This window comes from Bowmanella sp. JS7-9 (assembly GCF_004329715.1).
GTDB classification, from domain to species: domain Bacteria; phylum Pseudomonadota; class Gammaproteobacteria; order Enterobacterales; family Alteromonadaceae; genus Pseudobowmanella; species Pseudobowmanella zhangzhouensis.
This window is the reverse complement of sequence record NZ_JXSY01000003.1, coordinates 23,878-49,413: the sequence shown is the minus strand read 5'-3', so window position 1 is coordinate 49,413 and position 25,536 is coordinate 23,878. Positions and strand designations below refer to the sequence as shown.

Here is a 25,536-nt window from a genome sequence, read left to right as displayed (position 1 = left end):
TTTAGCGTTCGGTGATGAAATGTACCATCAAAGGGTAACGCGTACCGTTTTGAGTAGAAATTTCCAGCAATAGTTGCCACTGCATTCGCGCTTCACTGCAGCTACCGAGAAAAAATACGCCGCTGTTTTGTCCATCGGTTATTAGTGGAATACGGCCCATATACATATTCACACCTTCAATTGCGCCACTTTGCAGTTGCCAACCTGAGGGTAAATGCGCTTTGAGTCGGATTTCCTCCTCCAATTGCACAGGGAAAGGCTCGAAAGTTAAGCGGATAACCTGATTTTCAATTAAAAACTCACACGAGGCCGAATTTAATTCGCACACCTCACTGGCAGGATTTATTTGCCCGGTTTTAGAAAGTTGTAAAGATAACGTTAAAATAATGGCCAATAACCCGCATAAAACGGCCACTTTTGTATATTTGCTGAACACTTTAAAAAATCTCTCCACACCATGTGTTTTCTGGGATCTTCGTTTTTTTATTGATACCGATCAAGCATTTAGCCGGATGACTTTCAATTTGATTTTATCAACCGTATCATGCACGCGTACACAGTACCAATGTGGTTATTTTTTGCTCGAAAAGGGCTTCCCTCTCTGGCGAATTTAATCAACTCACCTATGTTTTACATGGGTCATAAACAATAACTTTCAAAAGCTGGAAGAAACTTAAAAATGAGTGAAATCAGTCAGGCACAATCGCAATACAACTACAAAGTAGTGCGACAGTTCGCCATTATGACGGTAGTCTGGGGAATTGTTGGCATGAGCGCCGGCGTGTTTATCGCTGCTCAGTTGATCTGGCCAGAGCTTAGCTTTGACTTGCCATGGTTAACCTACTCTCGCCTGCGTCCATTGCACACCAACGCGGTAATCTTTGCCTTCGGTGGCTGCGCATTGTTCGCTACGTCTTATTACATCGTGCAACGCACGTCGCAAGCCCGTCTGTTCAGTGACAAACTGGCCGCCTTTACCTTCTGGGGTTGGCAGGCTGTTATTGTTCTTGCTGCAGTTACCCTGCCTCTGGGTATCACTTCAAGCAAAGAATATGCTGAACTGGAATGGCCAATCGATATCTTAATCGCCTTGGTGTGGATTGCGTACGCTATCGTGTTCTTCGGTACCGTTATCAAACGTAAAGTGTCACACATATACGTGGCTAACTGGTTCCTGGGCGCCTTCATCATTACTGTAGCAGTGCTGCACATTGGTAACAGCATGGCTATTCCGGTATCTATGACCAAGTCATACTCGCTGTATGCCGGTGCGGTAGATGCGATGATGCAATGGTGGTACGGCCACAACGCAGTAGGTTTCTTCCTCACTGCCGGCTTCCTGGGCATGATGTACTACTTCGTTCCGAAACAAGCAGAGCGTCCGGTATTCTCTTATCGTTTGTCGGTTGTACACTTCTGGGCACTGGTTTCCCTGTATATCTGGGCTGGTCCGCACCACTTGCACTATACCGCGCTGCCAGACTGGACTCAGTCTCTGGGTATGGTGATGTCGGTCATTCTGTTCGTGCCTTCATGGGGCGGTATGATCAACGGTATCATGACTCTGTCTGGTGCATGGCATAAACTGCGTCGCGACCCTGTTCTGCGTTTCCTGATTGTTTCTCTGTCTTTCTACGGTATGTCGACCTTCGAAGGTCCGATGATGGCGATTAAGACCGTTAACGCGCTGTCTCACTACACCGACTGGACCGTAGGTCACGTACACTCTGGTGCGTTAGGTTGGGTAGCGATGGTGTCTATCGGCTCTCTGTATCACCTGATTCCTGTTCTGTTCGGCAAAGCTCGTATGTATAGCTACACACTGGTTAACATTCACTTCTGGCTGGCGACTATCGGCGTAGTATTGTACATCGTGGCCATGTGGATCAGCGGTGTTATGCAGGGCATGATGTGGCGTTCAATCAACGCTGACGGCACCCTGACCTACAGCTTCGTGGAATCTTTAGAAGCGTCGTATCCTTTCTACTTCGTACGTTTCCTGGGTGGATTGTGCGTGGTAGCCGGTATGTTAATCATGGCTTATAACGTGTACCGCACTGTGCGTGGCACCGAAGAGCACATGTATTTAGAAACCAAGCCGGCTTAAGGAGTGACGTCATGGTAAATATCCACGAGAAAATCGAAAAAAATACTGGATTGTTGATTGTTATGGTCATCATCGCGATTAGCTTTGGTGCCCTGGCAGAAATCTTTCCACTGTTTTACCAAAAAGAGATGACCACCCCGGTTAAAGGTCTGAAACCCTACACTGCCCTGCAGTTAGAGGGTCGTGACATTTATATCCGTGAAGGCTGTGTCGGTTGTCACTCGCAGATGATTCGCCCATTCCGTGCTGAAACTGAACGTTATGGTCACTATTCCGTAGCTGGCGAGTCTGTATGGGAGCATCCGTTCCTGTGGGGCTCTAAGCGTACCGGTCCGGATCTGGCGCGTGTTGGCGGTCGTTACAGTGATGAATGGCATCGCGTTCACCTGACCAACCCACGTACAGTGGTTCCTCAGTCAAATATGCCAAGTTTCCCTTGGTTGAATGAGAACAAACTGGACGGTGCGTTGACCGCGAAGAAAATGGAAGTGTTCCGTGGTTTCGGTGTGCCATACACCGATGAAGATATCGCGGGCGCTCAGGCAGCGGTGAAAGGTAAAACTGAAATGGAAGCTCTGATTGCTTACCTGCAATCACTGGGCACTGCGCTGAAGTGAACCCTATGGATCACGGATTAATCGGCAGTATTTCCACCGTTTTAGTTTTTGTAACTTTTATCGCGATTGTGTGGTGGGCCTATAGCCGTCAATCAAAGAAAAACTTTGAAGAAGCGGCAAACCTAATCTTCGATGACGAAGAGCAACATAAGGCCTCTACGCAACAAACACGGGAGTCTTCTACTAATGAGTAGTTTTTGGATGATATTTGTCGGCGCGATCAGCGTTGGCACTGTAATCGGCTGCTACTTCCTGCTGCGTTGGTGTTTGTCTAACAAAACCGGTATCGCGGAAGGTGAGTCGATGGGTCACACCTTCGATGGCATTGAGGAAATAAATAACCCTCTGCCACGTTGGTGGACCATCATGTTCTACATCACTATGGTGTGGGGTTTAATTTACTTCCTGGTGTTCCCTAGCTTCTCAGCCGGGCACGAAGGCTTGTTTGGCTGGAAGAGCTCAAACCAGGGCGTATTGAGCATGGAAGAGTCGAAAGAAGCCACCAAGCAAGCGATCGCCGATGGCAAAGTCATCATGTATGACCGCGAAGTGGCCATGGCCGACGAAAAATTTGGCCCTATCTTCTCTGAGATTGCCCAGCAAACCGTTGAAGATCTGATGGCGGATGAAGAAGCGCTGAAAATCGGTAAGCGTTTGTTCCTGCAAAACTGTGCTCAATGTCACGGTTCAGATGCACGCGGTGGTAATGGCTTCCCTAACCTGACTGACAATGATTGGTTGTATGGTGGTGAATTCAACACTATCAAAACGACTCTTTTACATGGTCGTCAGGGGGCAATGCCTGCGTGGATTGATACCTTCGGTGAAGATGGCATTAAGGAACTGGTTGCTTACGTGCAAACGCTGAGTGGTCGTGAAGTAGATGCACAACTGGCCGAAGCAGGCAAAGCCAAATTCGCAGTGTGTGCTGCCTGTCACGGTATGGACGGCAAAGGTAACCATGCGATGGGTGCACCTAATCTGACGGACAACATCTGGTTGTACGGCGGCAGCGAGCGCAGCATTACTGAAACTCTGACCCATGGTCGTGCCGGTGTCATGCCTGCATGGAAAGAGATTCTGGGTGAAGAGAAAATTCACGTAATCAGTGCATACGTTTACAGCCTGTCTAACAAGCCATCAGAAGACAAATAAACCTGTAAAGTGGTATAAAAGCCTCGTTATTTAACGAGGCTTTTTTTTAAAACGAGAATGATATGCAGTCTACCTCTCCCTGGTATAAACAAGTTTGGCCCTGGGTACTGATCCTTATCCCTTTTACCTCCGTCATTATGGGTTTCGTTATTGCCTATGTGTCCACCAGTGGCAAAGATTCACTGGTTATTGACGACTATTACAAAGAAGGCCGCGCAATCAATAAGCAACTGCTCAAGATTGAACAGGCACAGCAATTGGGTATCGCAGGTAATCTGACCGTGCAGGATGGCGAAATGGTATTTGTGCTCGACGATGCAGCACAGCATGACGGCACGGCGTTAACATTAAATTTTTTCCATGCGACCTTAAAAGAGAAAGATTTCGATATACGCCTGATCCGCTCATCGGATAACCGCTATCACGCCAATTACTCGGGTGATATCAGTGGTAAATGGCGTGTGACCATGACACCGTTTAATGATGCCTGGAAAGTTCAGAGCGTATTCACCCTGCCCCGTGCTGACGCGATTCGGATTGCGCCTTAATGACCCAAAGTTGTTTTCACTGCATTCAGCCGTTGCCGGCTGATGCAGATTTCAGCGTCACAGTTTTAGGCGAACCACGTACCATGTGCTGCCCGGGCTGCGCGGCTGTGGCACAGGCAATCGTCGACGGCGGTATGGAAGATTACTATCGCTTTCGCACCGATAAGGCGGTAAAAGCTGGCGATACAGACATATTGCAAAAGTTATCCGTATTTGATGACAAACAATTGCAACAGGAATTTGTGGTCGCCGATGGCGATTGCAGTGAAATTCAACTCACCGTCGAGGGAATAACCTGTGCGGCTTGTGGGTGGTTAATTGAACGTCAGTTAGCCAAAACGGATGGCATCGTGCAAGTTGCGGTCAATGTGGCGGCACGCCGCGCCACCGTGCGCTGGACGGATAAAACCTTACCTCTGTCTGCATTACTTAAAGTATTTAGCCGTATCGGCTATCAGGCCCTGCCGTTTCAACCGGATCAGCATGAAGCATCCTACCAGCGCGAAAAGAAAAGCTATCTGAAAAAGCTAGGGCTGGCCGGTCTGATGACTATGCAATTAATGATGCTGGCCTTTGCACTGTATTTCGACTGGTTTGATCATGTCGACACCGCCACACGGCAATTTTTCCATTGGATCAGCCTGTTATTGTGCACCCCTGTGGTGTTGTATTCAGGACTGGGCTTTTACCAAAGCGCCTGGTATGCCCTAAAAGCCGGACGACTGAATATGGATGTGCCGGTTACAGTAGCAATTTTCGGCGCATTTTCAGCTAGTGCCTACGCCACTATCACTGAACACGGCCCCATTTATTTTGAGTCCATGGCCATGTTTATCTTTCTATTACTAATCAGCCGATATCTGGAACACCAATCACGCCATCGGGCTGCGCAAATTTCTGCCAACAACATGAAACATTTGCCGCTCACCGCCAATAAGATGATAGATGGCGACGTACATAGTGCACTGGCTCGTCAATTAGTTGCAGGTGATGAAATATTGGTGCGTGCTGGTGAGACGATTCCCGCCGATGGCGTGGTTAGCCAAGGCCGCAGTGAAGTCGATGAGTCCATGCTGACCGGCGAATTTGAGCCACAAAGCCGACAAGCCGGGGATAATGTATTTGGCGGCAGTATTAATCAGTCCGATGTACTTTACGTTACTGTGTCCCGCCCATTAAAACAGTCACTTATCAGCCAGATAATGCGACTACAGGAGTTGGCGATGGCAGAACGTCCTGCGATCGCCGGATTGGCAGATCAACTGGCCAGTTACTTCGTCGCCGCGGTACTGGTGATATCTGCCCTGACCTTCTGGTATTGGTACGACACTGGCGCCAGCCATGCGTTTTACATTGCGATTGCCGTATTGGTTGGTACCTGCCCTTGTGCTTTGGGTCTGGCTACTCCGAGCGCTCTGACCAGTGCAGTGGCTAACCTCAATCGCAAAGGGATTTTAATTAAGCGCGGAGACAGCCTGGAAAAGCTGACTCAGATAACTACCGTGGCGCTGGATAAAACCGGCACGCTTACGGAAGGTCAGTTTAGCCTGACGTCAATTCAAACAACGGTGGAACAACACCAAGCGTTATCATTAGCCGCAAGTCTGGAAGCGTTGTCAGAGCATCCTATCGCAAAAGCGTTTAGCAATACTGAATGTCACCAGGTGTCCGATGGTCGGGTACACATTGGTCAGGGTATTGAAGGCACCATCAACGATATGCGCTTCCGTATTGGCTCAGCAGCATTTATTGGCGCTGAGATTCCCGCCGCCTGGCAATCCGCGCGGGTATTTTTGGCCGATGAAAGCGCGTGTATCGCGGCATTTTGGTTAAGCGACACGCTGCGCGACGATGCCAGTGAATTAGTCATCGCTCTGGCAGATAAACCGATTCATTTGCTTAGTGGCGATGCTGCACCAGCAGTACAGGAACAGGCAGAAAAGTTGGGAATTGAGCATCAACACGCTCATTGCACACCAGAAGATAAACTGGCATTGATTCGCCAGATGCAATCTCAGGGACAACGAGTGCTTATGGTTGGCGACGGGATTAATGATGGACCGGTGCTTGCTGCTGCGGATGTCTCTGTCACGCTCGCTGCGGCAACTGATTTAGCGAAAAGTGCAGCGGATGTGGTATTGCTGCAACCCAAACTCATGCATATTCCACATTTATTGACCATCGCCAAGCTTTGCCGACAAAAAATACGCCAGAATATCGGTTGGGCGCTGGGATATAACCTGCTGATACTGCCATTGGCGGTTAGCGGTATACTCACCCCTTGGATGGCCGTGCTGGGCATGTCATTAAGCTCAGTGATCGTCGTAACTAACTCGCTCACATTACTGAAAAAGGATTAGCTTTGTCAGTCATTTACTTTCTAATTCCACTGGCGATCTTACTGGTCATCGTAGCTCTGGGCGCTTTTTTCTGGGCGGTAAAGACGAATCAGTTTGAAGACCTGGAACGCCATGGCAGCAGCATTCTGTTTGACGATGATTTGAAAAAGCCGGCACAACCGACTGACCATGATAAGCCTGAGTTATAGTGCTGCCCTGCTGATTGGCCTTGCTGGCAGCCTGCACTGTATCGGCATGTGCGGGGGGATTGTCAGCGCCTTTCGCATGGGAGTTGATCCGGCGCGCAGCGCCAATGGGTTTGTGCTTGCTTATCACGCCGGTCGCCTGTCCAGCTATGCCCTGGCCGGGGCACTAGCCGGTGGCCTTGGTCAGATTGTCGGCAAACAAAGCAGCGGCAGTGTCAATCTCTTGCTGCTATTAAGCGGTGTGATGCTGGTTTTGTTGGGTTTATATATCGGTAACTGGTGGCGTGGTCTGACGCATCTTGAACAATTGGGCAGTGTGTTATGGAAACGTCTCGCCCCATTGTCACGTGCCCTGTTGCCTGTAAAACACCTGCCTCAAGCCTACCTGTATGGCGTTGTCTGGGGTTGGCTGCCCTGCGGATTGGTGTACTCCACGCTCAGTTGGTCAATGGCCAGTGGCAGTAGTGTCGATGGTGCACTGGTAATGGTGTTTTTTGGTGTGGGTACTTTACCAGCACTGCTAACCGTATCGCTGTTGGGCGTGCAACTCAACGAATGGGTAAAACAGGCCCTGATCCGCAGTCTTATCGGGCTCAGTTTGGTGGCGTTTGGCCTCTTTAACGTTTTAATTTCACTGCAAATTTCGCTATATTAGCGCGTAATCGAGCAGGAACCGGAGTCCATCATGAAATCATCGGCTTGTGGAATAAGCTGTCAGCATTGCAGTATCAGCCAACTGTGTCTGCCTTACTCGTTAAATGGCACAGAGCTTTCACGTCTGGATGAGATCATTGAGCGCAAACGCCCTTATCATAAAAACGATATGGTGGCGCAGGCTGGCCAACCGCTGAAATCCCTGTTTGCGGTTCGTTCCGGATCATTTAAAAGCTATACCGTTTCGCCTGATGGCGCCGAGCAGATTATTGCTTTCCATCTGCCGGGTGATTTGATTGGATTCGATGGTATCAGTACACAATTACATCAAAGTAATAGCCAGGCACTGGAAACGTCCATGCTGTGCGAAGTTCCGTTTGATACGTTGACCCAGCTGTCCAGCACGTTTCCAAAGCTTGGCCAACAGGTGATGCGTTTGATGAGCGGTGAAATCAGCCACAATCATGACATGATGCTGCAACTTAATCAGCGCACTGCTAATGAGCGTTTAGCCTACTTTTTACAATCTTTATCGGTACGCTTCGGTGAACGCGGCTTGTCATCTCGCCAGTTCCGTTTATCCATGACCCGCGCGGAAATTGGTAACTATCTGGGTCTGACAGTTGAAACCATTTCACGCCTGTTGACCCGATTCCAGAAGGCTGGGTTAATAAAGGTTGAAGGTAAATTTATCAGCCTGCAAAGCGAGCAACTAGTTGCCGATTGCGAAAAATTATTCAGCGCAGCCTAAAAATTCATTTCTAAGTAATTGATCTGCCACAATTGTTTTTGTGGCAGCAATGGCATTCTGGCGTACACTAAATGTACAAGTTGCCAGGAAGCTGCCCCATGATCCCCTATAAGAAGTTACTTGCCGTCATTGATCCTACCCAGCAGGATCAAAAAGCCCTGTCCCGCGCTTTGGAAATTGCAGAGAAGAATCACGCCAGCGTGACTGCCCTGCTGACCATCTATGATATTTCCTATGAAATGACCGGTATGCTCTCAATAGAGGAGCGGGAAATTCTGCGCCAATCTGTCCTGAACAGTCGCAGTGAGTGGCTCGAAGAACTGATTGCTGAACGTTTTGCTGGTAGCGAAGTGGCAATGAAAGTCGTCTGGCATAACCGCCCCTATGAAAGCATTATCCACGAGGTTATTGAGGGCCACTACGACCTGGTCGTAAAAGGTACGCATCAACATAATATTCTCAAATCGGTGATTTTTACCCCCACCGATTGGCATCTGATTCGTAAGTCACCCAGCGCGGTTCTGCTGGTTAAAGAGCATGAATGGCCTCAGGGTGGGCAAATTTTAGCGGCAGTGAATCAGGGAACGGAAGATGAAGCACACCGGGATCTTAATCAGCGCATTGCCGCCACCGCCAAAGCATTCGGTAGTTCACTCAAAGCGGATATCCATCTGGTTAACGCGTTTCCAGCCACACCGGTCAATATTGCTATCGAAATCCCGGAGTTCGACCCGCACGATTACAATCAGTCCGTGCGCAGTTATCACAACACAACCATGCAGGAATTTGCCAAAGTCAGCGGTATAGCCGAGCAAAATTGTCATGTAGAGGAAGGTATGCCGGAAGATGTCATCCCAACCATGGCGAAAAAACTCGATGCAGAGCTGGTCATTATTGGCACGGTTGGGCGTACTGGTATTAGTGCAGCGCTGATAGGCAATACTGCGGAACATATAATCGATGCGCTGGATTGTGATGTTCTGACCATCAAACCTCACGACTTTCGGTCACCACTGCAACCCAAATAGAAAAAGCGGGCGTTTTGCCCGTTTTTTTTAATGTTGTGGTTTCAATAATTTAAGCCAGAAAATAGCTTCGAAAATCATACCGACGCCGACAAACAAGATAATCCCTTCGTTTATTCCCACTACGTAACTGAGAACAGCGGCCAGCAGACAGGCAAACAGTATCAGGTATCGATACATCATTCTCTCCATTTAATCTCGATAGATTAAACATAGCGCAGCGCATAAAATTTCACCAAGCCAAGGTTTGTAAAGATGTGTTTCGTCCTACACAAACCGATTCGTTCGGGTATAATCCACGCCCTTATTTACTTGGGGTAGTTATGAGCCAGTTAGACACGTTAACCGCTAAACAAAAGTACGGTTTCAATAAATTACAAAAACGTCTGCGCCGCGGTGTCGGTCAGGCCATTGCTGATTTCAATATGATTGAAGATGGCGACAAAGTAATGGTGTGTTTATCTGGTGGTAAAGACAGCTACACCCTATTAGATATTCTGTTATTTTTGCGCCAACACGCACCGATTCATTTCGATATCGTGGCAGTGAATCTGGATCAGAAACAGCCGGGCTTCCCTGAACATATTTTACCTGAATACCTTGCGCGTATTGGCGTTGATTACAAAATCGTAGAAGAAGACACCTACAGCATAGTAAAAGGTATTATCCCGGAAGGTAAAACCACCTGCTCACTTTGTAGCCGCCTGCGCCGTGGTATTTTGTATCGCACCGCCACCGAGTTAGGTGCGACGAAAATTGCTCTGGGTCATCACCGTGACGACATGCTGGAAACCCTGTTTCTAAACATGTTCCATGGTGGCAAATTAAAATCCATGCCGGCTAAGTTAGTTAGCGATGACGGTAAGCATATGGTGATCCGCCCGCTGGCGTATTGCACAGAAAAAGATATCAGCCGTTATGCCGAACTGGTCGAATTCCCGATAATTCCGTGCAACTTGTGTGGATCGCAGGAGAACCTGCAACGCAAAGCCATTAAGATGATGTTACAGGACTGGGATAAGCGTTTTCCGGGGCGTATTGAGAGCATGTTCCGTGCCACGCAAAACGTCGCACCATCTCATCTACTGGACCGCAATCTTTATGACTTTAGCGGCCTGAAGACTCAGGACACCCCGTTTGAAGGCGGCGACACAGCATTTGATCATGAGCCGATACCTGCCGCTGAGCAATCTGCAACATCAGGAGATGTGCAGATTGTGACCCTGAATTAATCTTTCATCCACACGGTAATTTGATACGGTAACTGGGAAAATTTCAGCGTTTTCCCGGTTTCAATATCGTCTTTATTCAACCATAGTGTCGTATCGTCTAGCTTCGAGCCATGACTGGTGTGCAGTCCGGTTACGTCTGGTTGTTGGCTAAAGTGCAATTGTAAGCCCTGCGGACTTGGCATCATAAACGACATAAATCCACCCATGTCGTCAAAGAAGGTATCAAATTGCGTGACCAGATTATTCAGTGACTCTGACGAATATTCACTGGACAGTGCCAGAGGGCGTGCTTGTAATTGCACGGACATATCACATTGATTAGTTGGCTCTTGCACCGAAATCCACACCTGCGCATCCGCTAGTTTCAAGGCATTTTCGGTCGGTAAGCGAAAGCGCTGGCCGTTTATCACATCTACCGGTATCTGTTGCTTTGGGGTGCTGATGACCACATTATCGATATGACACAACCCCTCACCCGCTACGTAACGGAAGCCGAAAGTAAATTCCAGTTGATCCAGTTCAGGTTTATCGAGTTTTTTCAGATGCGAATAGAAGGCTTTGTATTCCAGGTTCAAATCTGCCGCGACAAGGTTACTGCTTAACAAGGCTGTCAGCGCCAGTACAACACGTTTCTTCATTCAAAATATTCCTGATTGTGATCGATCATATCCAATAATTCCGCCACGTATTCCTCGCGACGTTGTGAATAATTTATCAGCCCCATGGCGATACCTTCTGCAGTGGGCTTATCGCCATTGGCGCGCATCTGCGCACGTAAATCACGCAGTTTGCGGTAGGCTCTGTGTGTATTGATATTGAGCAGATAGCGCTGCACTGCATGACTCAGGCTGGAAAACTTGGCTACTTCATGATCTGCGCCGGTATTGCGTTGACTAGGCACAAAACCGCAGCCTCGGCGATAGCACCAAATCCCAAAAAAATTATATCCCTGGCGGGCAAAACGCGAGGTACCCCAGGCGCTTTCATTGGCAGCCTGCACTAGTACCAGCTCTAACGGCACCACATCGACCCGTTTCAGTAAACGTTTGAGGTTATCTTCATTGAATACCGGCTGGTCGACTTTATACGCTTCCGCCAGTTCGTCTAAATGCAGTAACTCGTCATCGTTAAGGTCACGTTGCTGCTGTAATTTGTCCATCACCCCCAGCAAAAACAAACGATCCGCGCGGATAAAGTCATTCTGACGCTTGATTGCCGGACGCAGGTAATTGAAGAAAGCTTTTTTCTTCGCTGCAACATCAGTAATAGAACCAAAATCCGGTATTTTGCTGGCTTTCAGTGAGCGATTATTCAGACGTGTAGGGATGTCTAAATTTTCCATCTCCTCACCGGTATCGACCGAGGGTACCGAATGATAAAACGGTACGGCCAAGGCGGCGATTAGCAGCGCAACCACGGCGACTTTAGCGAAAACTGACCCAACCCAATTTGCTTTGTGTGTTTGCATTTCTTCTCTGCTCTGTACAACAGTCGCGTTTAACGCAGCACCAACTGAATGGCAAGTAACACCAATACCAGGCCCATTATTCTGTCTACCCAATGACCCTGATCACCAATAAAGCGCCGCACTGCCTGCGAACTTAAGCCCCATGATAGCAAACAAAACCAGGTGCCAGTAGCCAGCGCCAGATAAAAGCCATAGGCAATCTTAACCGTTTGTGGGGTATCTGCGCTGATCACGACAGCAAACAGGGATAAAAAGAACAGCGTCGCTTTAGGATTCAAACCATTGGTTAAAAACCCGACCATAAAGGCTTTGCGCGCAGACATCGGTTTGGCCTGTTGCTGGATCTTTTCAGGATGATATTGCCCCGGTTTTGCGCGCAGAGCAGACACACCGATATAAAGCAAATAGGCAGCCGCTGCATAACTGAGCAGGCTGAATAACCAAGGCGTGGATTTAATTATCAGGGCAATTCCCAACAACGAATAGGCAACGTGCAGCAAAATACCGGTACCAATGCCGATACTGGTAAGCATGGCCGCGCGCCGGCCAAACTGTACGCTATGACGTAATACAATCGCAAAATCCGGGCCCGGACTGGCAACTGCCAGCAAGTGGACAAAGGCAATAGTTAAAAATTCCTGCCAATACATCATATTAGGCTTCCAATAATCCTGTTACGTATCGCTGCACTACATCCGTGGCGGGTCCGTAGTGAGCCTCATCAAATAAACTGGCGCCCATGCCAGGCTCCAGATTCAGTTCTACACAATGGGCACCATAACGACTGGCTAAATCGACGAAGCCCGCCGCCGGGTAAACATGACCCGAGGTGCCAATGGCAATAAACAGGTCTGCTTGTTGCAATTTCTCGCTAATCTCATCCATGTACAGCGGCATTTCACCAAACCAGACTATATGCGGACGAATTGAACTTGGGATCTTACAGCAGGAACAGATATCACGACTATCAAAAGTCTCTGGCGCAATGATAACGTTACCGGACTGGATACAGCGCGCTTTTTTTAATTCGCCGTGCATATGTAAAACCTTGTGGCTACCCGCCCGCTCGTGCAGATCATCCACATTTTGTGTCACCAGCGTCACGTCACCGGAGCAATGTGCAGCCAGTTTTGCCAGCGCATAATGCGCGGCGTTAGGTTGTATCTCAGGGCTGATTAGTTGCTGACGTCTTTGATTGTAAAAGCGGTAGACCCGCTCGGGATGTTGCAAGAAGCCTTCTGGCGTGGCGACTTCCTCTACCCGATGGTTTTCCCATAAACCATCCGCATCACGAAAGGTTTTGATACCGGATTCAGCAGAGATCCCCGCACCAGTTAACACCACAATATTTTTATATTTCACAACGACGCACCTAATTCGTACACAATTCAACCAGTTGGCTTCAACGCGGCTAGTTTATTGGCTTATGTGTCAAAATTCCCTTTTTTTTGACGATTAGTTCTGATAAACATACGGCCTTGTAAATATTTCGTGAATGACGCCAGGGAGCTGTATCACTATGTCCACACAAAAGATCGTGCCATTAAATAAAAACACGCACGCAAAATTAAAAATTAAGTCCACTGCAAACTTTTCTCATGTTGCACAGCAACACCTGATCCCGGTTGTGGTGCAGGAATTTATTCCGGTTTCTTCTAGTTTCCCGATTATCTTTGTTAAAGAATCTGCAGAGTCTGAGAATTTTGTACCAGTTGCTCTGATGGGGCTGACTAAAGGTGAAAACCTGTATGTAAATTCTGAGCGTTACGATGAGATTTACGTACCGGCCGCGCTGCGAAACTATCCACTGTCTATCGCCGGTGACGAAGAGAAAGGTCAATTCTTCGTATGTATCGATGAAAGCAGTGAACTGGTAAACGAAGACGAAGGTACTGCACTGTTCAACGATGACGGTAGCGAAACTGAATACCTGCAAAAACGCCGTGATTTCACCGGTAAGTTTATCGAAAACATGCAAACTACCAAGAGCTTCATGAAGTTCCTGCAAGACAATGAATTGTTAGTGTCTAACGACTTGACGGTTAAAATCGACAGCGGTGAAACCTTCAATCTGAACGGTATTTTCCGTGTTGACGAAGAGAAGCTGGCAGGTTTAGACGAAGCCAAATTCGAAGACATGCGTAAACGTGGTGCGTTGCCAGCGATCTATGCTCACCTGAACTCGCTGCAGCAAGTTCAGCGCGTAGCCAAGCGTAAAGCAGCCGCGACTGCCTAAGGCAATCAGGCTAAAAAAAACCGGCATCTCGCCGGTTTTTTTGTATCTGTGTATCCGGCTTACCGGTTATTTAGCTAGCTGGTACACACACATATTCACTGCACTGGCCAGATTCAGTGAGTCTATCTGCCCTGCTCCCTCAATCGTAAACGGATCTGCCTGATAAGCAGCTAATGCATCGGTTGGGACACCACGGGCTTCATTGCCAAACAGGTAGCATTCATATCGGGCAAATTTGTCACTGCGTACCGACTCACCCTGCATATCCAGATAAGCAAAGCGAGTAAAGCGGCTGGCTAATGTTGCTAACGCAACATCCTGCTCAATCGGTACATGAAATGTGGCCCCCATGCTTGCCCTGACAACCTTGGGGTTAAAGGGATCAACGCTGTTGGGACTGAGTATCAGACCGGTATCGCCAAACCATGCCAGTGTGCGGATAATCGTACCAAGATTGCCCGGATCCTGTACCTCGTGCAAATACACATAGCGCCTGAGCGGTTTGGCCGCCTGTTTCGTTGCCATTGGTACACAGGCCACGATCCCCTGCGGGGTTTTGGTATCACTGAGTTGTGCCATGGTTTTGGCGTTCACCACCGTCACCGACTTGAAAAACGCCAGTTGTTTAGCAAACGCCTCATAATCCTCACTGACAAATACCTGGCAATCCTTTAAATCTGGTTGCTGCTTGGCGGCTTTAACCAGTTCAAGGATCAGGTGCTCACCTTCCAACAAATAATGACCAAATTGCTGGCGATATTTCTTCTGGTGGAGTTTTTTAATGTCGTGTAACTGCATTGATTAACGTCGCCTAGCGCTCCAACAGGGGTAATTTATTCGCGATACCATTCCATTCATCGGCATCCGCAGGCGCCGGTTTGACCGCTGTGATATTGGGCCATTGTTCACACAATTCGGCATTCAACGCCAAAAACGGAATCTGCTCCTGGCTTAAATGTGAGTCCTGGACAATCGCATCGGCCGGGCATTCAGGCTGACACAACGCGCAGTCAATACAAATGATTGGGTCGATAGCCAGAAAGTTGGGGCCTTCAAAAAATGCATCCACCGGGCAAACCGCTACACAGTCGGTATATTTGCACTTGATACAATTGTCGGTAACTACAAACGCCATAGAGAAATTACAGGGTGATAAACTGGGCGCTAAGTGTAAAGATCAACGCCCAAAACACAAGGTTCTAATATAATTTTGCCTATCTAAAGGGGCGTCGCTGATTTAAAATGCGCGAGCCCTGGCAGAGAGGCTGCCCGGCACGTTTTAAGAGTACCTGACAATGCTACGTCTGACTGATATCAAACTTCCCCTTAATCATGACGAGAATGCCCTTGAGCAAGCGATAACAGCCAAGCTCAACATTCCTAAAAGTCAGATACGTTCCTTTGAGATGTTCCGACGCGGTTACGATGCCCGTAACAATAAAGATATTCAGTTAATTTACACACTGGATATTGATGTGGAAAACGAAGAGGCACTGCTGGCTCGTTTCACAAAGGATCCTCAGGTACGACAAACTCCGGATATGCGTTACAAATTTGTCGCGCAGGCGCCAGAGACACTCACCAACCGTCCGGTTGTGGTGGGATTAGGCCCGTGTGGATTGTTTTCCGCGTTGATTCTGGCGCAAATGGGCTTTAAGCCCATCGTACTGGAACGTGGTAAAGCCGTGCGTGAACGTACTAAAGATACGTTTGGATTCTGGCGTAAACAACCGCTCAACCCTGAGTCGAATGTGCAGTTTGGTGAAGGCGGTGCCGGCACCTTCTCTGACGGAAAATTGTATTCTCAGGTAAAAGACCGCAAACATTACGGCCGTAAGGTACTCAAAGAATTCGTTGCTGCCGGTGCGCCGGAAGAGATCATGTATGTCAGTAAGCCGCATATCGGCACCTTTAAACTGGTCGGCATGGTCGAAAAAATGCGCCAACAAATCATCGAATTAGGCGGAGAGATCCGCTTCAGTACCCGTGTGGAAAAGCTGGATCTGGTTGAAACAGATGGCAAAAAGAAAATTCAGGGCCTGTTCTTAAACGACGGCGAATACCTTAAATGCGATCAGGTGATTCTGGCCATCGGTCATAGCGCGCGCGATACTTTTGCCTCTTTGTATGAGCAAGGTGTTTATATCGAGGCCAAACCCTTCTCGGTGGGTTTTCGCATCGAGCACGAACAAAGCATGATTGATCAGTGTCGCTTCGGCGATAACGCCGGCAACCCTATTTTAGGCGCCGCCGATTATAAGTTGGTTCATCACTGTAAAAATGGCCGTACTGTATACAGCTTCTGTATGTGCCCTGGCGGCACAGTGGTGGCAGCTGCCTCTGAGCCTGGCCGCGTCGTTACTAATGGAATGAGTCAATATTCTCGCCATGAACGTAACGCTAACAGTGCGATTGTCGTGGGTATTACCCCAGAACAAGATTACCCGGGGCACCCATTAGCGGGCATTGAATTCCAGCGTAAACTGGAAGAACTTGCCTATCACGCCGGTGGCGAAAATTATCACGCACCTGCGCAGTTAATTGGCGACTTTCTAAAGGGTAAGCCAAGTCAAACATTAGGTGAGGTTGAGCCCTCGTATACACCAGGGATCACGTTGACGGATTTAGCCAAAGTAGTACCGGATTATGTGGCAGAAGCAATCCGCGAAGCGATTCCGGCATTTGATCGTCAAATTCGTGGCTTTGCCAAAGCCGATGGCTTACTGACCGGAGTAGAAACCCGCACTTCTTCACCCGTGTGTATCAAACGCGGTGACGATTATCAAAGCGTCAATGTGGAAGGACTCTACCCGGCTGGTGAAGGTGCCGGGTATGCCGGCGGGATCTGGTCGGCCGGAATTGACGGTATTCGTGTGGCAGAAGCGTTGGCGCTGGCCTACCCACAAAAATAATCAAGGGAGCATCAGCGCCCTTTTTGATCGTTAACTATCCATAATTGATTAACGCTTTTTCATGCGTTGACTCTGTGCCTTGCGTTTTTCGGTACGGGTATCTTTACGGTCGTGCTTATCCGGCGTGAGCGATCCTTGCTTAAATTTCTGTTTGCGCGCGGCCTTATCTGCCGCTTTTTGAGCGGCAGCTTCTGCCATAGCAATGTGCTCATCGGCAATCATTTCGGGGGTTTCTAAGGTGATCCGCCCAAGCTTGCCGGATTGCAGTTCATTCAGCAGTACTTCGCAAATTTTATGCAAGTTTACCCGTCCACCTGCCATTAGCGCGCCCCGCTTGCGCCCTGCCGCTTCTAAAAATTCCAATTCTGTGTCCGGAATTTCATCCAGCTTAAAGCGTTCCTGCATATACTCCGGATACGCCTTAATCAGGTAATCAGCCGCGAAAAAACCCACATCATCATATTCCATTGCAGTGTTCTTAACGGCGCCAGAGGCGGCTAAACGATAAATAGACTGAGGATTTTCTACTTTTGGCCATAACACCCCGGGGGTGTCATGTAACACAATCCCGTTACCCAGATTAATGCGCTGCTGCATTTTTGTGACTGCTGGCTCGTTGCCGGTTTTCGCTATGGTGCGTCCAGCCAGAATGTTAATAAGGGTAGATTTCCCAACATTAGGAATGCCGGTAATCATGGCATTAATAGATTTTACCGACGCATCTTTAGCCGCAAACATACTGCGCACCAGTTCCATAATTTGTTTGCTGTTGGCTGGTTCGCTGCTGGTTGTAGTGATGGTTTTAACACCGCGCTCGCTTTCCAGATGGCGCTGCCAGCGTTCGGTTAATTCAGGATCGGCCAGATCGTATTTATTCAGAATTTTTAAACAGGGTTTATCACCACGAATACGGGCGATTTCCGGGTTTTCACTGGAATACGGAATACGCGCATCCAGTACTTCGATGAGCACATCGACCTGACTGAGTGATTCTTTGATTTCTTTCAGGGCTTTATGCATATGCCCCGGGAACCAGTGTAATGCCACTTTCTGCGTCCTCGGCTTTATTCAGCCCGCTATTGTAAAACAAACTCCCTACTATTGGGGGCTAAAATCCATCGGTGATAAGAAATACTTGTATTCTGTCCCCCGAATATGGCTAAACTTGCATAGGCAAACGCACTACTCCCCCGGAGCATTATGCAGCGGCGTGTTTTCACTTCCATGGTTCGCGTTAACTTTGCTGTTGCTTTGTTGTTTATTGTTAGCGCGCTGACGCCTAACTCAGCTTATTCCACACCTATTACCCGCGTGGTGATGTCCGTAGACGATTATATGCCCTACGTCAGTAGCGCAGCTCCCAAAGCCGATTATCCGGGCTATATGGTGGAAATCGCGCAACACATCTTTGCAAAACGCAACATCACTTTAACGCTGGAATCTGTGCCTTATGTGCGTGCAATACAGCTGGGCCAGGAGGGGCGTATCGATGGTATGTTTGCCGTTAACTACCCGGATCCTGTGTTTCAGGCCCCGTATATTGCTCACGGTATCGACAGAGTCTGTCTGTTCGGAAACGAAAAACAGGACACCTTAACCCGCTTATCAACGCGTACCATTGGTATGACAAATGGCTACAACATCGACGATATCCCTGAACTTAAACAAGTCGCGGAAGAACTGGCGCGCTCGACAACGGTTATCTGGCTGTCAGGTGACAATCCGGTAGTGCGTTTTTTGGATATGCTGCGTGATCGGCGTATTGACGGGTTCATTGAGCGCCAATACGTGGTTGACTGGTACAGTAAAAACTTACCTAAACGCTATGCGTATCCAAAGTTGTGTAGTGGCGATAAGCCAAGCTATATCCTGTTTTTCACCGCCTCACCCAATAGTGCAGCATTGGCTGAGATTATTCACTCTGGGGTGAAAGACCTGCGTGCATCCGGTCAATTAGGTGCAATTTTAACGAAATACGCGATTGAAGACTGGCAACAGACGGATATACAACATTAGTCGAGCCGACATGATGTAATCTAAGCACAAAGAACTGGAAAGTAATTCGTAAGATATTGTTTTTACTGGAGTTAAGTGGTGCCCGGGGCCGGACTTGAACCGGCACGCTGTTACCAGCGAGGGATTTTAAATCCCTTGTGTCTACCAATTTCACCACCCGGGCATAGGGTGTCTCAGTTGCCTGAGATAAAGTGGAGGCGGAACCCGGAGTCGAACCGAGATCCACGGATTTGCAATCCGCTGCATAGCCATTCTGCCATTCCGCCTTAGTACCAGCTTCTGTGATAAGAAGTTGGAGCGGGGAAACGTGAATCGACCGGGGTGGTGTTCCACCTCGTTACCCCAATTTTTGGAGTGATTGCAACGTTTGCCCATTTACTCAATGTGAGTAAATTGGAGCGGGAAACGAAACTCGACCGTGGTGGCGTTCCACCTCGTGACCCCGACAATACGGAGCGAATGTTCGTTTGCTCTAATTACTCTACCTGAGCAAATTGGAGCGGGAAACGAGACTCGAACTCGCGACCCCAACCTTGGCAAGGTTGTGCTCTACCAACTGAGCTATTCCCGCTTTGTGTTTCGCCAGACTGCTGCCTCAGCGAAATGTGGGGTGAATTCTACAGTCAGACTCAAGAGTGTCAACCACAATATGTGAGTTTTATGACTGTTCGAACAAATAGTGTTCAGGCTGGCTACGCTTTGTGCATAAGTGCCTGAAAATCCCCCAACTTAACCGTGTTTTTTAGGCTCAACCACCAGATATACCCATGCCGCTTTGAGGTAAACCACCATTGACCATACCGACAATACTGTAGCGATCAGCAATAAAATTTTACCCAGCGTCACCCAGTAAATCGGGAAACCCATAAAATATTCCAATTCAGACAACAGGCCAATCAGAGCAAGCATCTGTGCCATGGTTTTGGCTTTACCTACAAACGATACCTTTACGCTATCGCGCTGACCATGTTCTGCCATCCATTCCCGCAACGAGGCAACAAACACCTCCCGTGAGGTCAATAGCACCGCGGCAACCGTGATCCAGGGGTCCTGATAGGTGTGGGCAATCATCAATAACGCCGCGGACACAATAAGTTTGTCTGCAACCGGATCCAGAAATGCGCCAAAGGCGGTACTTTGCTGAAGCTTGCGCGCCAGATAACCGTCAAACCAGTCGGTCACGGCAGCAAACCAGAAGATAAACGCGCCGGCCTGATGCGCCCATTTCCAATCAAGGAAATAAACAACCACAAAAACAGGGATCAGCAGCACGCGCATACTGGTTAGAATATTAGGTATGGTCCACATACTTCAGGGTTCCTAGTGGCGCAAATGGTGGTAGATAGTTTCAGCCAGTTCGCGACTGATCCCCGGCACTTTGCAAAGGTCGTCGATACTGGCTTTCATCACTTCCTGTAACCCACCCATAAATTTTAATAAGTTTTGTCTTTTCTTCGCGCCAATACCGGGAATCGACTCCAGCTTTGACGTGGTTTTGACTTTTTGGCGACGATTGCGGTGCCCTGCTATGGCAAATCGGTGGGCTTCGTCACGAATATGCTGAATCAGGTGCAACGCCGGATCATCGGCTTCCAGCGGTATAGTATCATGATTACCCGCCATGATAAGTGTCTCAAGGCCGGGTTTACGACTGGTGCCTTTCGCAACCCCAATTAACACCGGTTGACGAGCGCCCTGCCAGCTGGCAAAAAAGTCTTCTGCCTGGGCTAATTGGCCTTTGCCGCCATCAATAAACAGGATATCCGGGATTTTTTCCGGGTCTGCGTCTGGTTTATAACGGCGGCGCAGTGCTTGCGCCATTGCAGCGTAATCATCACCCGGCGTAATGCCTTCGATGTTATAGCGACGATAATCCTGTTTATACGGCCCTTCACGATTAAATACCACACAGGACGCCACCGTCTGTTGCCCCATCGTATGGCTGATATCAAAACATTCCATGCGTTTTATGGGCTGCTGACTATCAAGTACCTGCTCTAGCGCAGTGAAACGCGCCAGTACCGATTTGTGGTGGCTAATCTGGCTATCCAGTGCGTTTTGGGCGTTGATATTGGCCAGATCCAGATAGCGCTTTTTCTCTTCTCGCGCACCTTTAAAAAACTGAATTTTATGGCCGGCCTGGTCACTGAGTAACTGTTCAATCTCAGCCTGATCTTCAAGCGCAATAGGGATAACAATTTGCTTGGGAATCGCCCGGTCGCTGGTTAAATAGAACTGCAACAAAAATGAACGAAATACCTCGTTGGCATCCATCTCGCCCGGAACTTTGGGGAAAAAGCTTTTACTCCCCAGGAGTTTGTTATCGCGGATAAACAAGCCTTGTACGCTGGCGGTACCACTGGCGCAGGCAAAGCCAAATACATCCAGTTCTTCTTCATTGCCACTAACGCCCTGCTGTTCCTGCACTTTATTCAGTGCCTGAATCTGATCACGAAAGCGTGCTGCTTTCTCGAACTCCAGGGCATGACTGGCCTGCTCCATTTTTTCGGCCAGCTGGCCAATGATTTGCGCGTTTTTACCCTTTAAAAACAGTCGCGCCAGATTAACCTGCTCCGCGTATTCCTCTTCCGATACCAATCCTGCGACACAGGGGCCGGCACAACGCTTTAACTGATATTGCAGGCAAGGCCGGCTACGTGCCCGGTAATAATTGTCGTCGCACTGACGCACCGGAAAAATCTTTTGCATAATCGCTAGCGATTCTCTGACTGCCCAGGCACTGGGATAAGGCCCGAAATACTCCCCTTTGGCTTTGCGCGGCCCACGATGACTGGCCAAACGTGGATGTTGATGGGCCGATAAAAAGATATAGGGGTAGGATTTGTCATCCCTCAACAGCACGTTGTAGCGCGGCTTGTATTCTTTGATGTAATTATTTTCGAGGATCAGCGCTTCGGTTTCGGTGTGGGTAACCGTGACATCCATCTGTGCAATTTGCCGCACCAGAGACTGGGTTTTGATGCTATCGACATTCTTGCGGAAATAACTGGAAACGCGTTTTTTAAGGTTTTTGGCTTTACCCACATAAATAACATCACCGGCGTGGTTGTACATACGATACACACCGGGTTGTTGAGTAAGGTTTTTTAGAAAGCTGACACTGTCAAAGCCAGTGGTGTCGGTCATTTATAGCGTTTCGCTATTAATCAACTTATGTCGCAGAACCAAATGCACTAACTCTACTTCACCCTCTACACCGAGCTTTTCAAATGCGCGGTATTTGTAGGTGAGAACGGTTTTTGCACTGAGATTTAACTGCGATGCAATATCCGGCACTTTCTGGCCTTTGGAAATCATCGTCATGATTTGCAGTTCACGCTCGGACAAAGCTTCAAACGGATCAGGCGTAGACAAGTCCAGTTTACCCAGTGCGATCTGCTGCGCTAGGCCACCATCTATATATTTCTGGCCACTGACAACCTGATGTATCGCCCGGATCATTTCATCCGCACCGGCATCTTTGGTCAGATAGCCATGCGCGCCTAATTGCATTACTTTGGCTGGATAGGGATTTTCTTTTAGTACCGAAATCACGATAACTTTACAGCCATCGTTAATGCGCAGAATCTTTTTAGTGGCTTCCATTCCACCCATACCCGGCATATTCATGTCCATCAGCACGACATCTGGCTCTAACTGACGAACCAGACGGATCGCGTCTTCGCCGTTACCGGCTTCGCCAACCACTTTAAAGCCGCGCACATCATCCAGAATGCGGCGCAATCCGGTACGGATTAAATCATGATCATCGACCAGCAAAATTTTTATCATGGTGTATCTCCCACATCACCCCAATTAAACCCTGAGGCGACGTAAAACCTGACCTGAAATGTAAGCGCTTCACTCCACGCAGGCAAGTGTCGTATAACTTATCGATAGAATGACGAACTCAACCGATTCCATCCCTCTATCGTTGCCTGATAGCCCTGAGCGATATTACGTGCCTGGCAACGGTGTACCTGACAGCGAATGATCCAGCGGTCTCGGCAATCTTTATATAAAACAGGTTCGGTAGGCTTACCGCCACAGCGGCATGGAATGGGAGTTGTGTGTTGCTCTGTCATTTCTATTCTTCTTCTATTGGACAAGCATACTACTATGGAATTTTTCGTGTGGGTAGAGGGTGCAGTCTGGTTGGCCGGGAGTTAGTAGAAATTTAGAAATTACGTTAAAAATACGGTGGTGGGATGGTGGCTTCTGCTTATTACTCCAATGAAAAAAACTGCAAGAGCAAATCAGTCTTACTGGTTTAGTTTCAGGATATGTAAATATAGATTTTAAATCGGGTAATTTAGCCGCTCAAACATTTAATTTAAGAATGAATGGGCGAAGGACAAATACGCGGCCAACAAGGCGATGAATAGTGGCATCCAAAAATCGAAAGTTGGTTTACGTAAAACCGCCATACGAACCCAAGCAAGCACAGAAAACATAACCAATATAATGCGGTTTCGCTTCCAATTCAGTGAAGCAAAATTATCAACATTTGAATTGGTGTCGCCCCAATACTTCAAGATGTGATTAAAGTTTTTGTGGCGAAAAAAATAGGCGCCTGGACTGGTTTTTTGATCCCATTTTACTTTTTGTTCATCTGATAGCAGAAATCTTGCAATTGACCGCCAAGTCAGAGTTGGTTCGATTGCATTGTATTCGTCTACATACGGCTTCCTATTTGCAACCCAGTGTCGATAGGCAAACCATGCTAGTACAACCCAAAGCGCAGATTTTAAGGCCGTTGGATTGGTAAACTCTACACTGATCATCGATAACTTGATTTCGTTGCCTATTGGCTGGCCACCGCCGAGGTAATACACCACGATCATAAAAGCTAATACGGTGAGGTTCCTGCGTTCTGCGTTTCCATCCTGTATCGTCATCGCCATTCCTTGTTATTAGAATCAGATTAACACCGTTGTGATTTACAGATAATGCCGATCATATTGGGAAAAGACAATTTTGCCATGTGTACCACCGCCCAAAATAGATAGGTTCTACAAAGATACGAATTCGTTGGATTAAAGTGGTCGCTTGAGTTTTCACAATAATGAGCGAGGGATTACAAAGTACTTCCTGTACTTTGCCGCTAAGCGGCCGCACTGAAGTGCGTTCAAAAACGCTTCCGGCGTTTTTGTCGAACCCGCGGGGCTTCTCACCCTCGCTCGAAGAAGATATTTACCGGATGGCAGAAATGCGAAAGGCCGCAACAATGTGCGGCCTTTCTGAATAGTGGCGGAGAGCGAGGGATTCGAACCCCCGGAAGGTTTAACCCTTCGCCTGATTTCAAGTCAGGTGCATTCAACCGAGCTCTGCCAGCTCTCCGCTGAGGACGGGGCCAATATTAATGACCTCAGTGAACCTTGTAAAGCACTAATTTCGTATATTGTGTTCGTTTGGCGGTTGTTTAATCAATTCGACTAATAATTGACTTATTTCGACGAAATGCTGCCGGTAATCGACGGTATCTGCTTGAATTTGGGAACTAAAACCTTAAATATACAGCCAAAGCAATTGCACAGAATTACTTGTGTTTACTAATGGAGCAATACAATGAATCAAAACACCCTCTACAGTGCTAGTTCGCAGACTGCGGTGTTAGAAACCAATAAGGTATTACGTAACACCTACTCACTGCTGGCGATGACCTTAGCCTTCAGCGCGGTTGTTGCGGGTATCACTATGTCGATGAACCTGCCTTATCTGGGCCCATGGGTCACCATTATCGGGTTCTACGGCTTGCTGTTCCTGGTACACAAAACCGCTAACAGCAGCGCGGGCTTGGCAAGTGTATTCGCCCTGACCGGCTTTATGGGTTATTCCATTGGCCCAATCCTGAGCTATTACATGGCCGTGAATGGCGGCGAGATCGTGATGACTGCATTAGGTGGTACCGCACTGATCTTCTTCGCAACGTCAGGATACGTACTGACCACCAAGCGCGATATGTCGTTCTTAAGCGGCACGCTGATGATTGGCTCGATTGTGCTGATCGTCGCGGTGATTGCTAACCTGTTCCTGGCGATGCCAGCACTTTCACTGGCAATTAGCGCAATGTTTATGTTCTTCTCATCTGCGCTGATCATGTATCAAACCAGTGAAATCATTAACGGCGGCGAGCGTAACTACATTCTGGCCACCGTCAGCTTGTACGTTTCTATTTATAACCTGTTCTTAAGCCTGTTAAACTTGCTCTCAGCATTTAATAGCGACGACTAAACGACAAACGCCCCGCTAGCCGGGGCGCTTTTTTAT

Annotated in this window: 28 protein-coding genes and 4 tRNA genes; 15 read left to right on the top strand and 17 right to left on the bottom strand. The window is 48.2% G+C overall.

From position 1 onward, the window contains the following. Position 1: 1 nt before the first annotated feature. The gene (locus TK45_RS02155; protein WP_131256981.1) at positions 2 to 394 is read right to left on the bottom strand and encodes a hypothetical protein; all 393 of its coding nucleotides are present in this window, start codon (positions 392 to 394) and stop codon (positions 2 to 4) included. 285 nt (positions 395 to 679) lie between these two features. On the opposite strand from TK45_RS02155, the gene ccoN reads away from it, so the two are divergent. The 10 genes from ccoN (at position 680) to uspE (ending at position 9,405) form a co-directional block, all read left to right on the top strand. Next, positions 680 to 2,107 (top strand): cytochrome-c oxidase, cbb3-type subunit I, encoded by a 1,428-nt coding sequence (ccoN, locus tag TK45_RS02150; RefSeq protein WP_131256980.1) that lies wholly within the window; start codon positions 680 to 682, stop codon positions 2,105 to 2,107. 11 nt (positions 2,108 to 2,118) lie between these two features. Continuing rightward, complete coding sequence (ccoO, locus tag TK45_RS02145) at positions 2,119 to 2,724, top strand: cytochrome-c oxidase, cbb3-type subunit II (protein ID WP_131256979.1); 606 nt, start codon at positions 2,119 to 2,121, stop codon at positions 2,722 to 2,724. Positions 2,725 to 2,729: 5 nt separating this feature from the next. Continuing rightward, the gene (locus TK45_RS02140; protein ID WP_131256978.1) at positions 2,730 to 2,918 is read left to right on the top strand and encodes a cbb3-type cytochrome c oxidase subunit 3; all 189 of its coding nucleotides are present in this window, start codon (positions 2,730 to 2,732) and stop codon (positions 2,916 to 2,918) included. Beyond that, on the top strand, positions 2,911 to 3,879 hold the full coding sequence (ccoP, locus tag TK45_RS02135; protein ID WP_131256977.1) for a cytochrome-c oxidase, cbb3-type subunit III: 969 nt from the start codon (positions 2,911 to 2,913) through the stop codon (positions 3,877 to 3,879). Before TK45_RS02140 ends, ccoP begins: the two co-directional genes overlap by 8 nt. A 62-nt stretch (positions 3,880 to 3,941) precedes the next feature. After that, the gene (locus tag TK45_RS02130; RefSeq protein ID WP_131256976.1) at positions 3,942 to 4,427 is read left to right on the top strand and encodes a FixH family protein; all 486 of its coding nucleotides are present in this window, start codon (positions 3,942 to 3,944) and stop codon (positions 4,425 to 4,427) included. After that, on the top strand, positions 4,427 to 6,787 hold the full coding sequence (locus TK45_RS02125) for a heavy metal translocating P-type ATPase (RefSeq protein WP_131256975.1): 2,361 nt from the start codon (positions 4,427 to 4,429) through the stop codon (positions 6,785 to 6,787). The genes TK45_RS02130 and TK45_RS02125 overlap by 1 nt, the downstream gene beginning before the upstream one ends. 2 nt (positions 6,788 to 6,789) lie before the next feature. Then, complete coding sequence (gene ccoS, locus TK45_RS02120) at positions 6,790 to 6,975, top strand: cbb3-type cytochrome oxidase assembly protein CcoS (protein WP_131256974.1); 186 nt, start codon at positions 6,790 to 6,792, stop codon at positions 6,973 to 6,975. Beyond that, the gene (locus tag TK45_RS02115; protein ID WP_131256973.1) at positions 6,956 to 7,627 is read left to right on the top strand and encodes a sulfite exporter TauE/SafE family protein; all 672 of its coding nucleotides are present in this window, start codon (positions 6,956 to 6,958) and stop codon (positions 7,625 to 7,627) included. The genes ccoS and TK45_RS02115 overlap by 20 nt, the downstream gene beginning before the upstream one ends. 30 nt (positions 7,628 to 7,657) lie before the next feature. Next, complete coding sequence (fnr, locus tag TK45_RS02110; protein WP_131256972.1) at positions 7,658 to 8,377, top strand: fumarate/nitrate reduction transcriptional regulator Fnr; 720 nt, start codon at positions 7,658 to 7,660, stop codon at positions 8,375 to 8,377. A 98-nt stretch (positions 8,378 to 8,475) separates the two neighbouring features. After that, positions 8,476 to 9,405 carry a universal stress protein UspE gene (gene uspE / locus TK45_RS02105; RefSeq protein WP_131256971.1) on the top strand — a complete coding sequence of 310 codons (930 nt, stop codon included), beginning with the start codon at positions 8,476 to 8,478 and terminating at the stop codon, positions 9,403 to 9,405. A gap of 27 nt (positions 9,406 to 9,432) precedes the next feature. Here the strand turns inward: uspE and TK45_RS16190 are convergent, their stop codons facing one another. Continuing rightward, positions 9,433 to 9,585, bottom strand: a complete 153-nt coding sequence (locus tag TK45_RS16190; protein WP_165490677.1) for a hypothetical protein — start codon at positions 9,583 to 9,585, stop codon at positions 9,433 to 9,435. A gap of 140 nt (positions 9,586 to 9,725) precedes the next feature. Between TK45_RS16190 and ttcA the strand changes: the two genes are divergently transcribed. Then, positions 9,726 to 10,634 (top strand): tRNA 2-thiocytidine(32) synthetase TtcA, encoded by a 909-nt coding sequence (ttcA, locus tag TK45_RS02100; RefSeq protein WP_131256970.1) that lies wholly within the window; start codon positions 9,726 to 9,728, stop codon positions 10,632 to 10,634. Here ttcA and TK45_RS02095 read toward each other — a convergent pair. The 4 genes from TK45_RS02095 to cobB are packed head-to-tail and all read right to left on the bottom strand — an operon-like array spanning position 10,631 to position 13,464. Then, on the bottom strand, positions 10,631 to 11,272 hold the full coding sequence (locus TK45_RS02095; protein WP_131256969.1) for a DUF2987 domain-containing protein: 642 nt from the start codon (positions 11,270 to 11,272) through the stop codon (positions 10,631 to 10,633). The two genes, ttcA and TK45_RS02095, sit on opposite strands and share 4 nt — an antisense overlap. After that, positions 11,269 to 12,102 (bottom strand): glucosaminidase domain-containing protein, encoded by an 834-nt coding sequence (locus TK45_RS02090; protein ID WP_131256968.1) that lies wholly within the window; start codon positions 12,100 to 12,102, stop codon positions 11,269 to 11,271. Before TK45_RS02090 ends, TK45_RS02095 begins: the two co-directional genes overlap by 4 nt. 29 nt (positions 12,103 to 12,131) lie before the next feature. Further along, positions 12,132 to 12,755 carry a LysE family translocator gene (locus TK45_RS02085; RefSeq protein ID WP_174719764.1) on the bottom strand — a complete coding sequence of 208 codons (624 nt, stop codon included), beginning with the start codon at positions 12,753 to 12,755 and terminating at the stop codon, positions 12,132 to 12,134. 1 nt (position 12,756) lies between these two features. Further along, positions 12,757 to 13,464, bottom strand: a complete 708-nt coding sequence (gene cobB, locus TK45_RS02080) for a Sir2 family NAD+-dependent deacetylase (protein ID WP_131256967.1) — start codon at positions 13,462 to 13,464, stop codon at positions 12,757 to 12,759. A 157-nt stretch (positions 13,465 to 13,621) separates the two neighbouring features. On the opposite strand from cobB, the gene TK45_RS02075 reads away from it, so the two are divergent. Continuing rightward, positions 13,622 to 14,338, top strand: a complete 717-nt coding sequence (locus TK45_RS02075; protein ID WP_165490676.1) for a SapC family protein — start codon at positions 13,622 to 13,624, stop codon at positions 14,336 to 14,338. A 66-nt stretch (positions 14,339 to 14,404) separates the two neighbouring features. Here the strand turns inward: TK45_RS02075 and TK45_RS02070 are convergent, their stop codons facing one another. After that, a complete protein-coding gene (locus tag TK45_RS02070) occupies positions 14,405 to 15,136 on the bottom strand; it encodes an RNA methyltransferase (RefSeq protein WP_131256965.1) in 732 nt (243 codons plus the stop codon). Positions 15,137 to 15,149: 13 nt separating this feature from the next. Continuing rightward, positions 15,150 to 15,473: a ferredoxin FdxA gene (fdxA, locus tag TK45_RS02065; protein WP_131256964.1), complete on the bottom strand. Its 324-nt coding sequence runs from the start codon at positions 15,471 to 15,473 to the stop codon at positions 15,150 to 15,152. Between the two features lie 160 nt (positions 15,474 to 15,633). Here fdxA and TK45_RS02060 point away from each other — a divergent pair, with 160 nt between their 5' ends. Next, positions 15,634 to 17,250, top strand: coding sequence for an NAD(P)/FAD-dependent oxidoreductase (locus TK45_RS02060; protein ID WP_131256963.1), 1,617 nt, complete (start codon positions 15,634 to 15,636; stop codon positions 17,248 to 17,250). Positions 17,251 to 17,298: 48 nt separating this feature from the next. Here the strand turns inward: TK45_RS02060 and ylqF are convergent, their stop codons facing one another. Next, positions 17,299 to 18,297, bottom strand: coding sequence for a ribosome biogenesis GTPase YlqF (gene ylqF, locus TK45_RS02055; protein ID WP_131256962.1), 999 nt, complete (start codon positions 18,295 to 18,297; stop codon positions 17,299 to 17,301). Between the two features lie 153 nt (positions 18,298 to 18,450). Here ylqF and TK45_RS02050 point away from each other — a divergent pair, with 153 nt between their 5' ends. Next, positions 18,451 to 19,266 (top strand): ABC transporter substrate-binding protein, encoded by an 816-nt coding sequence (locus tag TK45_RS02050; RefSeq protein WP_131256961.1) that lies wholly within the window; start codon positions 18,451 to 18,453, stop codon positions 19,264 to 19,266. A gap of 76 nt (positions 19,267 to 19,342) precedes the next feature. Here TK45_RS02050 and TK45_RS02045 read toward each other — a convergent pair. The 8 genes from TK45_RS02045 to TK45_RS02005 all read right to left on the bottom strand — a co-directional run bounded on the left by TK45_RS02045 (position 19,343) and on the right by TK45_RS02005 (position 24,606). Continuing rightward, positions 19,343 to 19,429: transfer RNA gene (locus TK45_RS02045), tRNA-Leu, on the bottom strand. A gap of 29 nt (positions 19,430 to 19,458) precedes the next feature. Beyond that, positions 19,459 to 19,532, bottom strand: a tRNA-Cys gene (locus TK45_RS02040). Positions 19,533 to 19,761: 229 nt separating this feature from the next. Further along, a tRNA-Gly gene (locus TK45_RS02035) sits at positions 19,762 to 19,837 on the bottom strand. Positions 19,838 to 19,995: 158 nt separating this feature from the next. After that, positions 19,996 to 20,574, bottom strand: coding sequence for a CDP-diacylglycerol--glycerol-3-phosphate 3-phosphatidyltransferase (gene pgsA, locus TK45_RS02030; protein WP_131256960.1), 579 nt, complete (start codon positions 20,572 to 20,574; stop codon positions 19,996 to 19,998). Between the two features lie 12 nt (positions 20,575 to 20,586). Continuing rightward, positions 20,587 to 22,413, bottom strand: coding sequence for an excinuclease ABC subunit UvrC (uvrC, locus tag TK45_RS02025; RefSeq protein ID WP_131256959.1), 1,827 nt, complete (start codon positions 22,411 to 22,413; stop codon positions 20,587 to 20,589). Next, positions 22,414 to 23,058, bottom strand: coding sequence for a UvrY/SirA/GacA family response regulator transcription factor (uvrY, locus tag TK45_RS02020; RefSeq protein WP_131256958.1), 645 nt, complete (start codon positions 23,056 to 23,058; stop codon positions 22,414 to 22,416). A 536-nt stretch (positions 23,059 to 23,594) separates the two neighbouring features. Next, entirely contained in the window at positions 23,595 to 24,164 is a 570-nt protein-coding gene (locus tag TK45_RS02010) for a hypothetical protein (protein WP_131256956.1), read from the bottom strand. Positions 24,165 to 24,514: 350 nt separating this feature from the next. Then, positions 24,515 to 24,606 (bottom strand) — tRNA-Ser (locus TK45_RS02005). A gap of 228 nt (positions 24,607 to 24,834) precedes the next feature. On the opposite strand from TK45_RS02005, the gene TK45_RS02000 reads away from it, so the two are divergent. After that, positions 24,835 to 25,500: a Bax inhibitor-1/YccA family protein gene (locus TK45_RS02000; RefSeq protein WP_131256955.1), complete on the top strand. Its 666-nt coding sequence runs from the start codon at positions 24,835 to 24,837 to the stop codon at positions 25,498 to 25,500. Positions 25,501 to 25,536: the final 36 nt, after the last annotated feature.

What these genes read in the sequence shown, in the direction of transcription:
- TK45_RS02075 (WP_165490676.1), top strand. Translation starts at nt 13,622, where the DNA reads ATGTCCACACAAAAGATCGTGCCATTAAATAAAAACACGCACGCAAAA.
- fdxA (WP_131256964.1), bottom strand. Translation starts at nt 15,473, where the DNA reads ATGGCGTTTGTAGTTACCGACAATTGTATCAAGTGCAAATATACCGAC.
- uvrC (WP_131256959.1), bottom strand. Translation starts at nt 22,413, where the DNA reads ATGACCGACACCACTGGCTTTGACAGTGTCAGCTTTCTAAAAAACCTT.
- TK45_RS02070 (WP_131256965.1), bottom strand. Translation starts at nt 15,136, where the DNA reads ATGCAGTTACACGACATTAAAAAACTCCACCAGAAGAAATATCGCCAG.
- TK45_RS16190 (WP_165490677.1), bottom strand. Translation starts at nt 9,585, where the DNA reads ATGATGTATCGATACCTGATACTGTTTGCCTGTCTGCTGGCCGCTGTT.
- TK45_RS02000 (WP_131256955.1), top strand. Translation starts at nt 24,835, where the DNA reads ATGAATCAAAACACCCTCTACAGTGCTAGTTCGCAGACTGCGGTGTTA.
- TK45_RS02095 (WP_131256969.1), bottom strand. Translation starts at nt 11,272, where the DNA reads ATGAAGAAACGTGTTGTACTGGCGCTGACAGCCTTGTTAAGCAGTAAC.
- TK45_RS02140 (WP_131256978.1), top strand. Translation starts at nt 2,730, where the DNA reads ATGGATCACGGATTAATCGGCAGTATTTCCACCGTTTTAGTTTTTGTA.
- ccoO (WP_131256979.1), top strand. Translation starts at nt 2,119, where the DNA reads ATGGTAAATATCCACGAGAAAATCGAAAAAAATACTGGATTGTTGATT.
- ccoP (WP_131256977.1), top strand. Translation starts at nt 2,911, where the DNA reads ATGAGTAGTTTTTGGATGATATTTGTCGGCGCGATCAGCGTTGGCACT.
- TK45_RS02060 (WP_131256963.1), top strand. Translation starts at nt 15,634, where the DNA reads ATGCTACGTCTGACTGATATCAAACTTCCCCTTAATCATGACGAGAAT.
- fnr (WP_131256972.1), top strand. Translation starts at nt 7,658, where the DNA reads ATGAAATCATCGGCTTGTGGAATAAGCTGTCAGCATTGCAGTATCAGC.
- TK45_RS02085 (WP_174719764.1), bottom strand. Translation starts at nt 12,755, where the DNA reads ATGATGTATTGGCAGGAATTTTTAACTATTGCCTTTGTCCACTTGCTG.
- pgsA (WP_131256960.1), bottom strand. Translation starts at nt 20,574, where the DNA reads ATGTGGACCATACCTAATATTCTAACCAGTATGCGCGTGCTGCTGATC.
- TK45_RS02130 (WP_131256976.1), top strand. Translation starts at nt 3,942, where the DNA reads ATGCAGTCTACCTCTCCCTGGTATAAACAAGTTTGGCCCTGGGTACTG.
- uvrY (WP_131256958.1), bottom strand. Translation starts at nt 23,058, where the DNA reads ATGATAAAAATTTTGCTGGTCGATGATCATGATTTAATCCGTACCGGA.
- TK45_RS02010 (WP_131256956.1), bottom strand. Translation starts at nt 24,164, where the DNA reads ATGACGATACAGGATGGAAACGCAGAACGCAGGAACCTCACCGTATTA.
- uspE (WP_131256971.1), top strand. Translation starts at nt 8,476, where the DNA reads ATGATCCCCTATAAGAAGTTACTTGCCGTCATTGATCCTACCCAGCAG.
- TK45_RS02115 (WP_131256973.1), top strand. Translation starts at nt 6,956, where the DNA reads ATGATAAGCCTGAGTTATAGTGCTGCCCTGCTGATTGGCCTTGCTGGC.
- ccoN (WP_131256980.1), top strand. Translation starts at nt 680, where the DNA reads ATGAGTGAAATCAGTCAGGCACAATCGCAATACAACTACAAAGTAGTG.
- ttcA (WP_131256970.1), top strand. Translation starts at nt 9,726, where the DNA reads ATGAGCCAGTTAGACACGTTAACCGCTAAACAAAAGTACGGTTTCAAT.
- TK45_RS02050 (WP_131256961.1), top strand. Translation starts at nt 18,451, where the DNA reads ATGCAGCGGCGTGTTTTCACTTCCATGGTTCGCGTTAACTTTGCTGTT.
- TK45_RS02090 (WP_131256968.1), bottom strand. Translation starts at nt 12,102, where the DNA reads ATGCAAACACACAAAGCAAATTGGGTTGGGTCAGTTTTCGCTAAAGTC.
- TK45_RS02125 (WP_131256975.1), top strand. Translation starts at nt 4,427, where the DNA reads ATGACCCAAAGTTGTTTTCACTGCATTCAGCCGTTGCCGGCTGATGCA.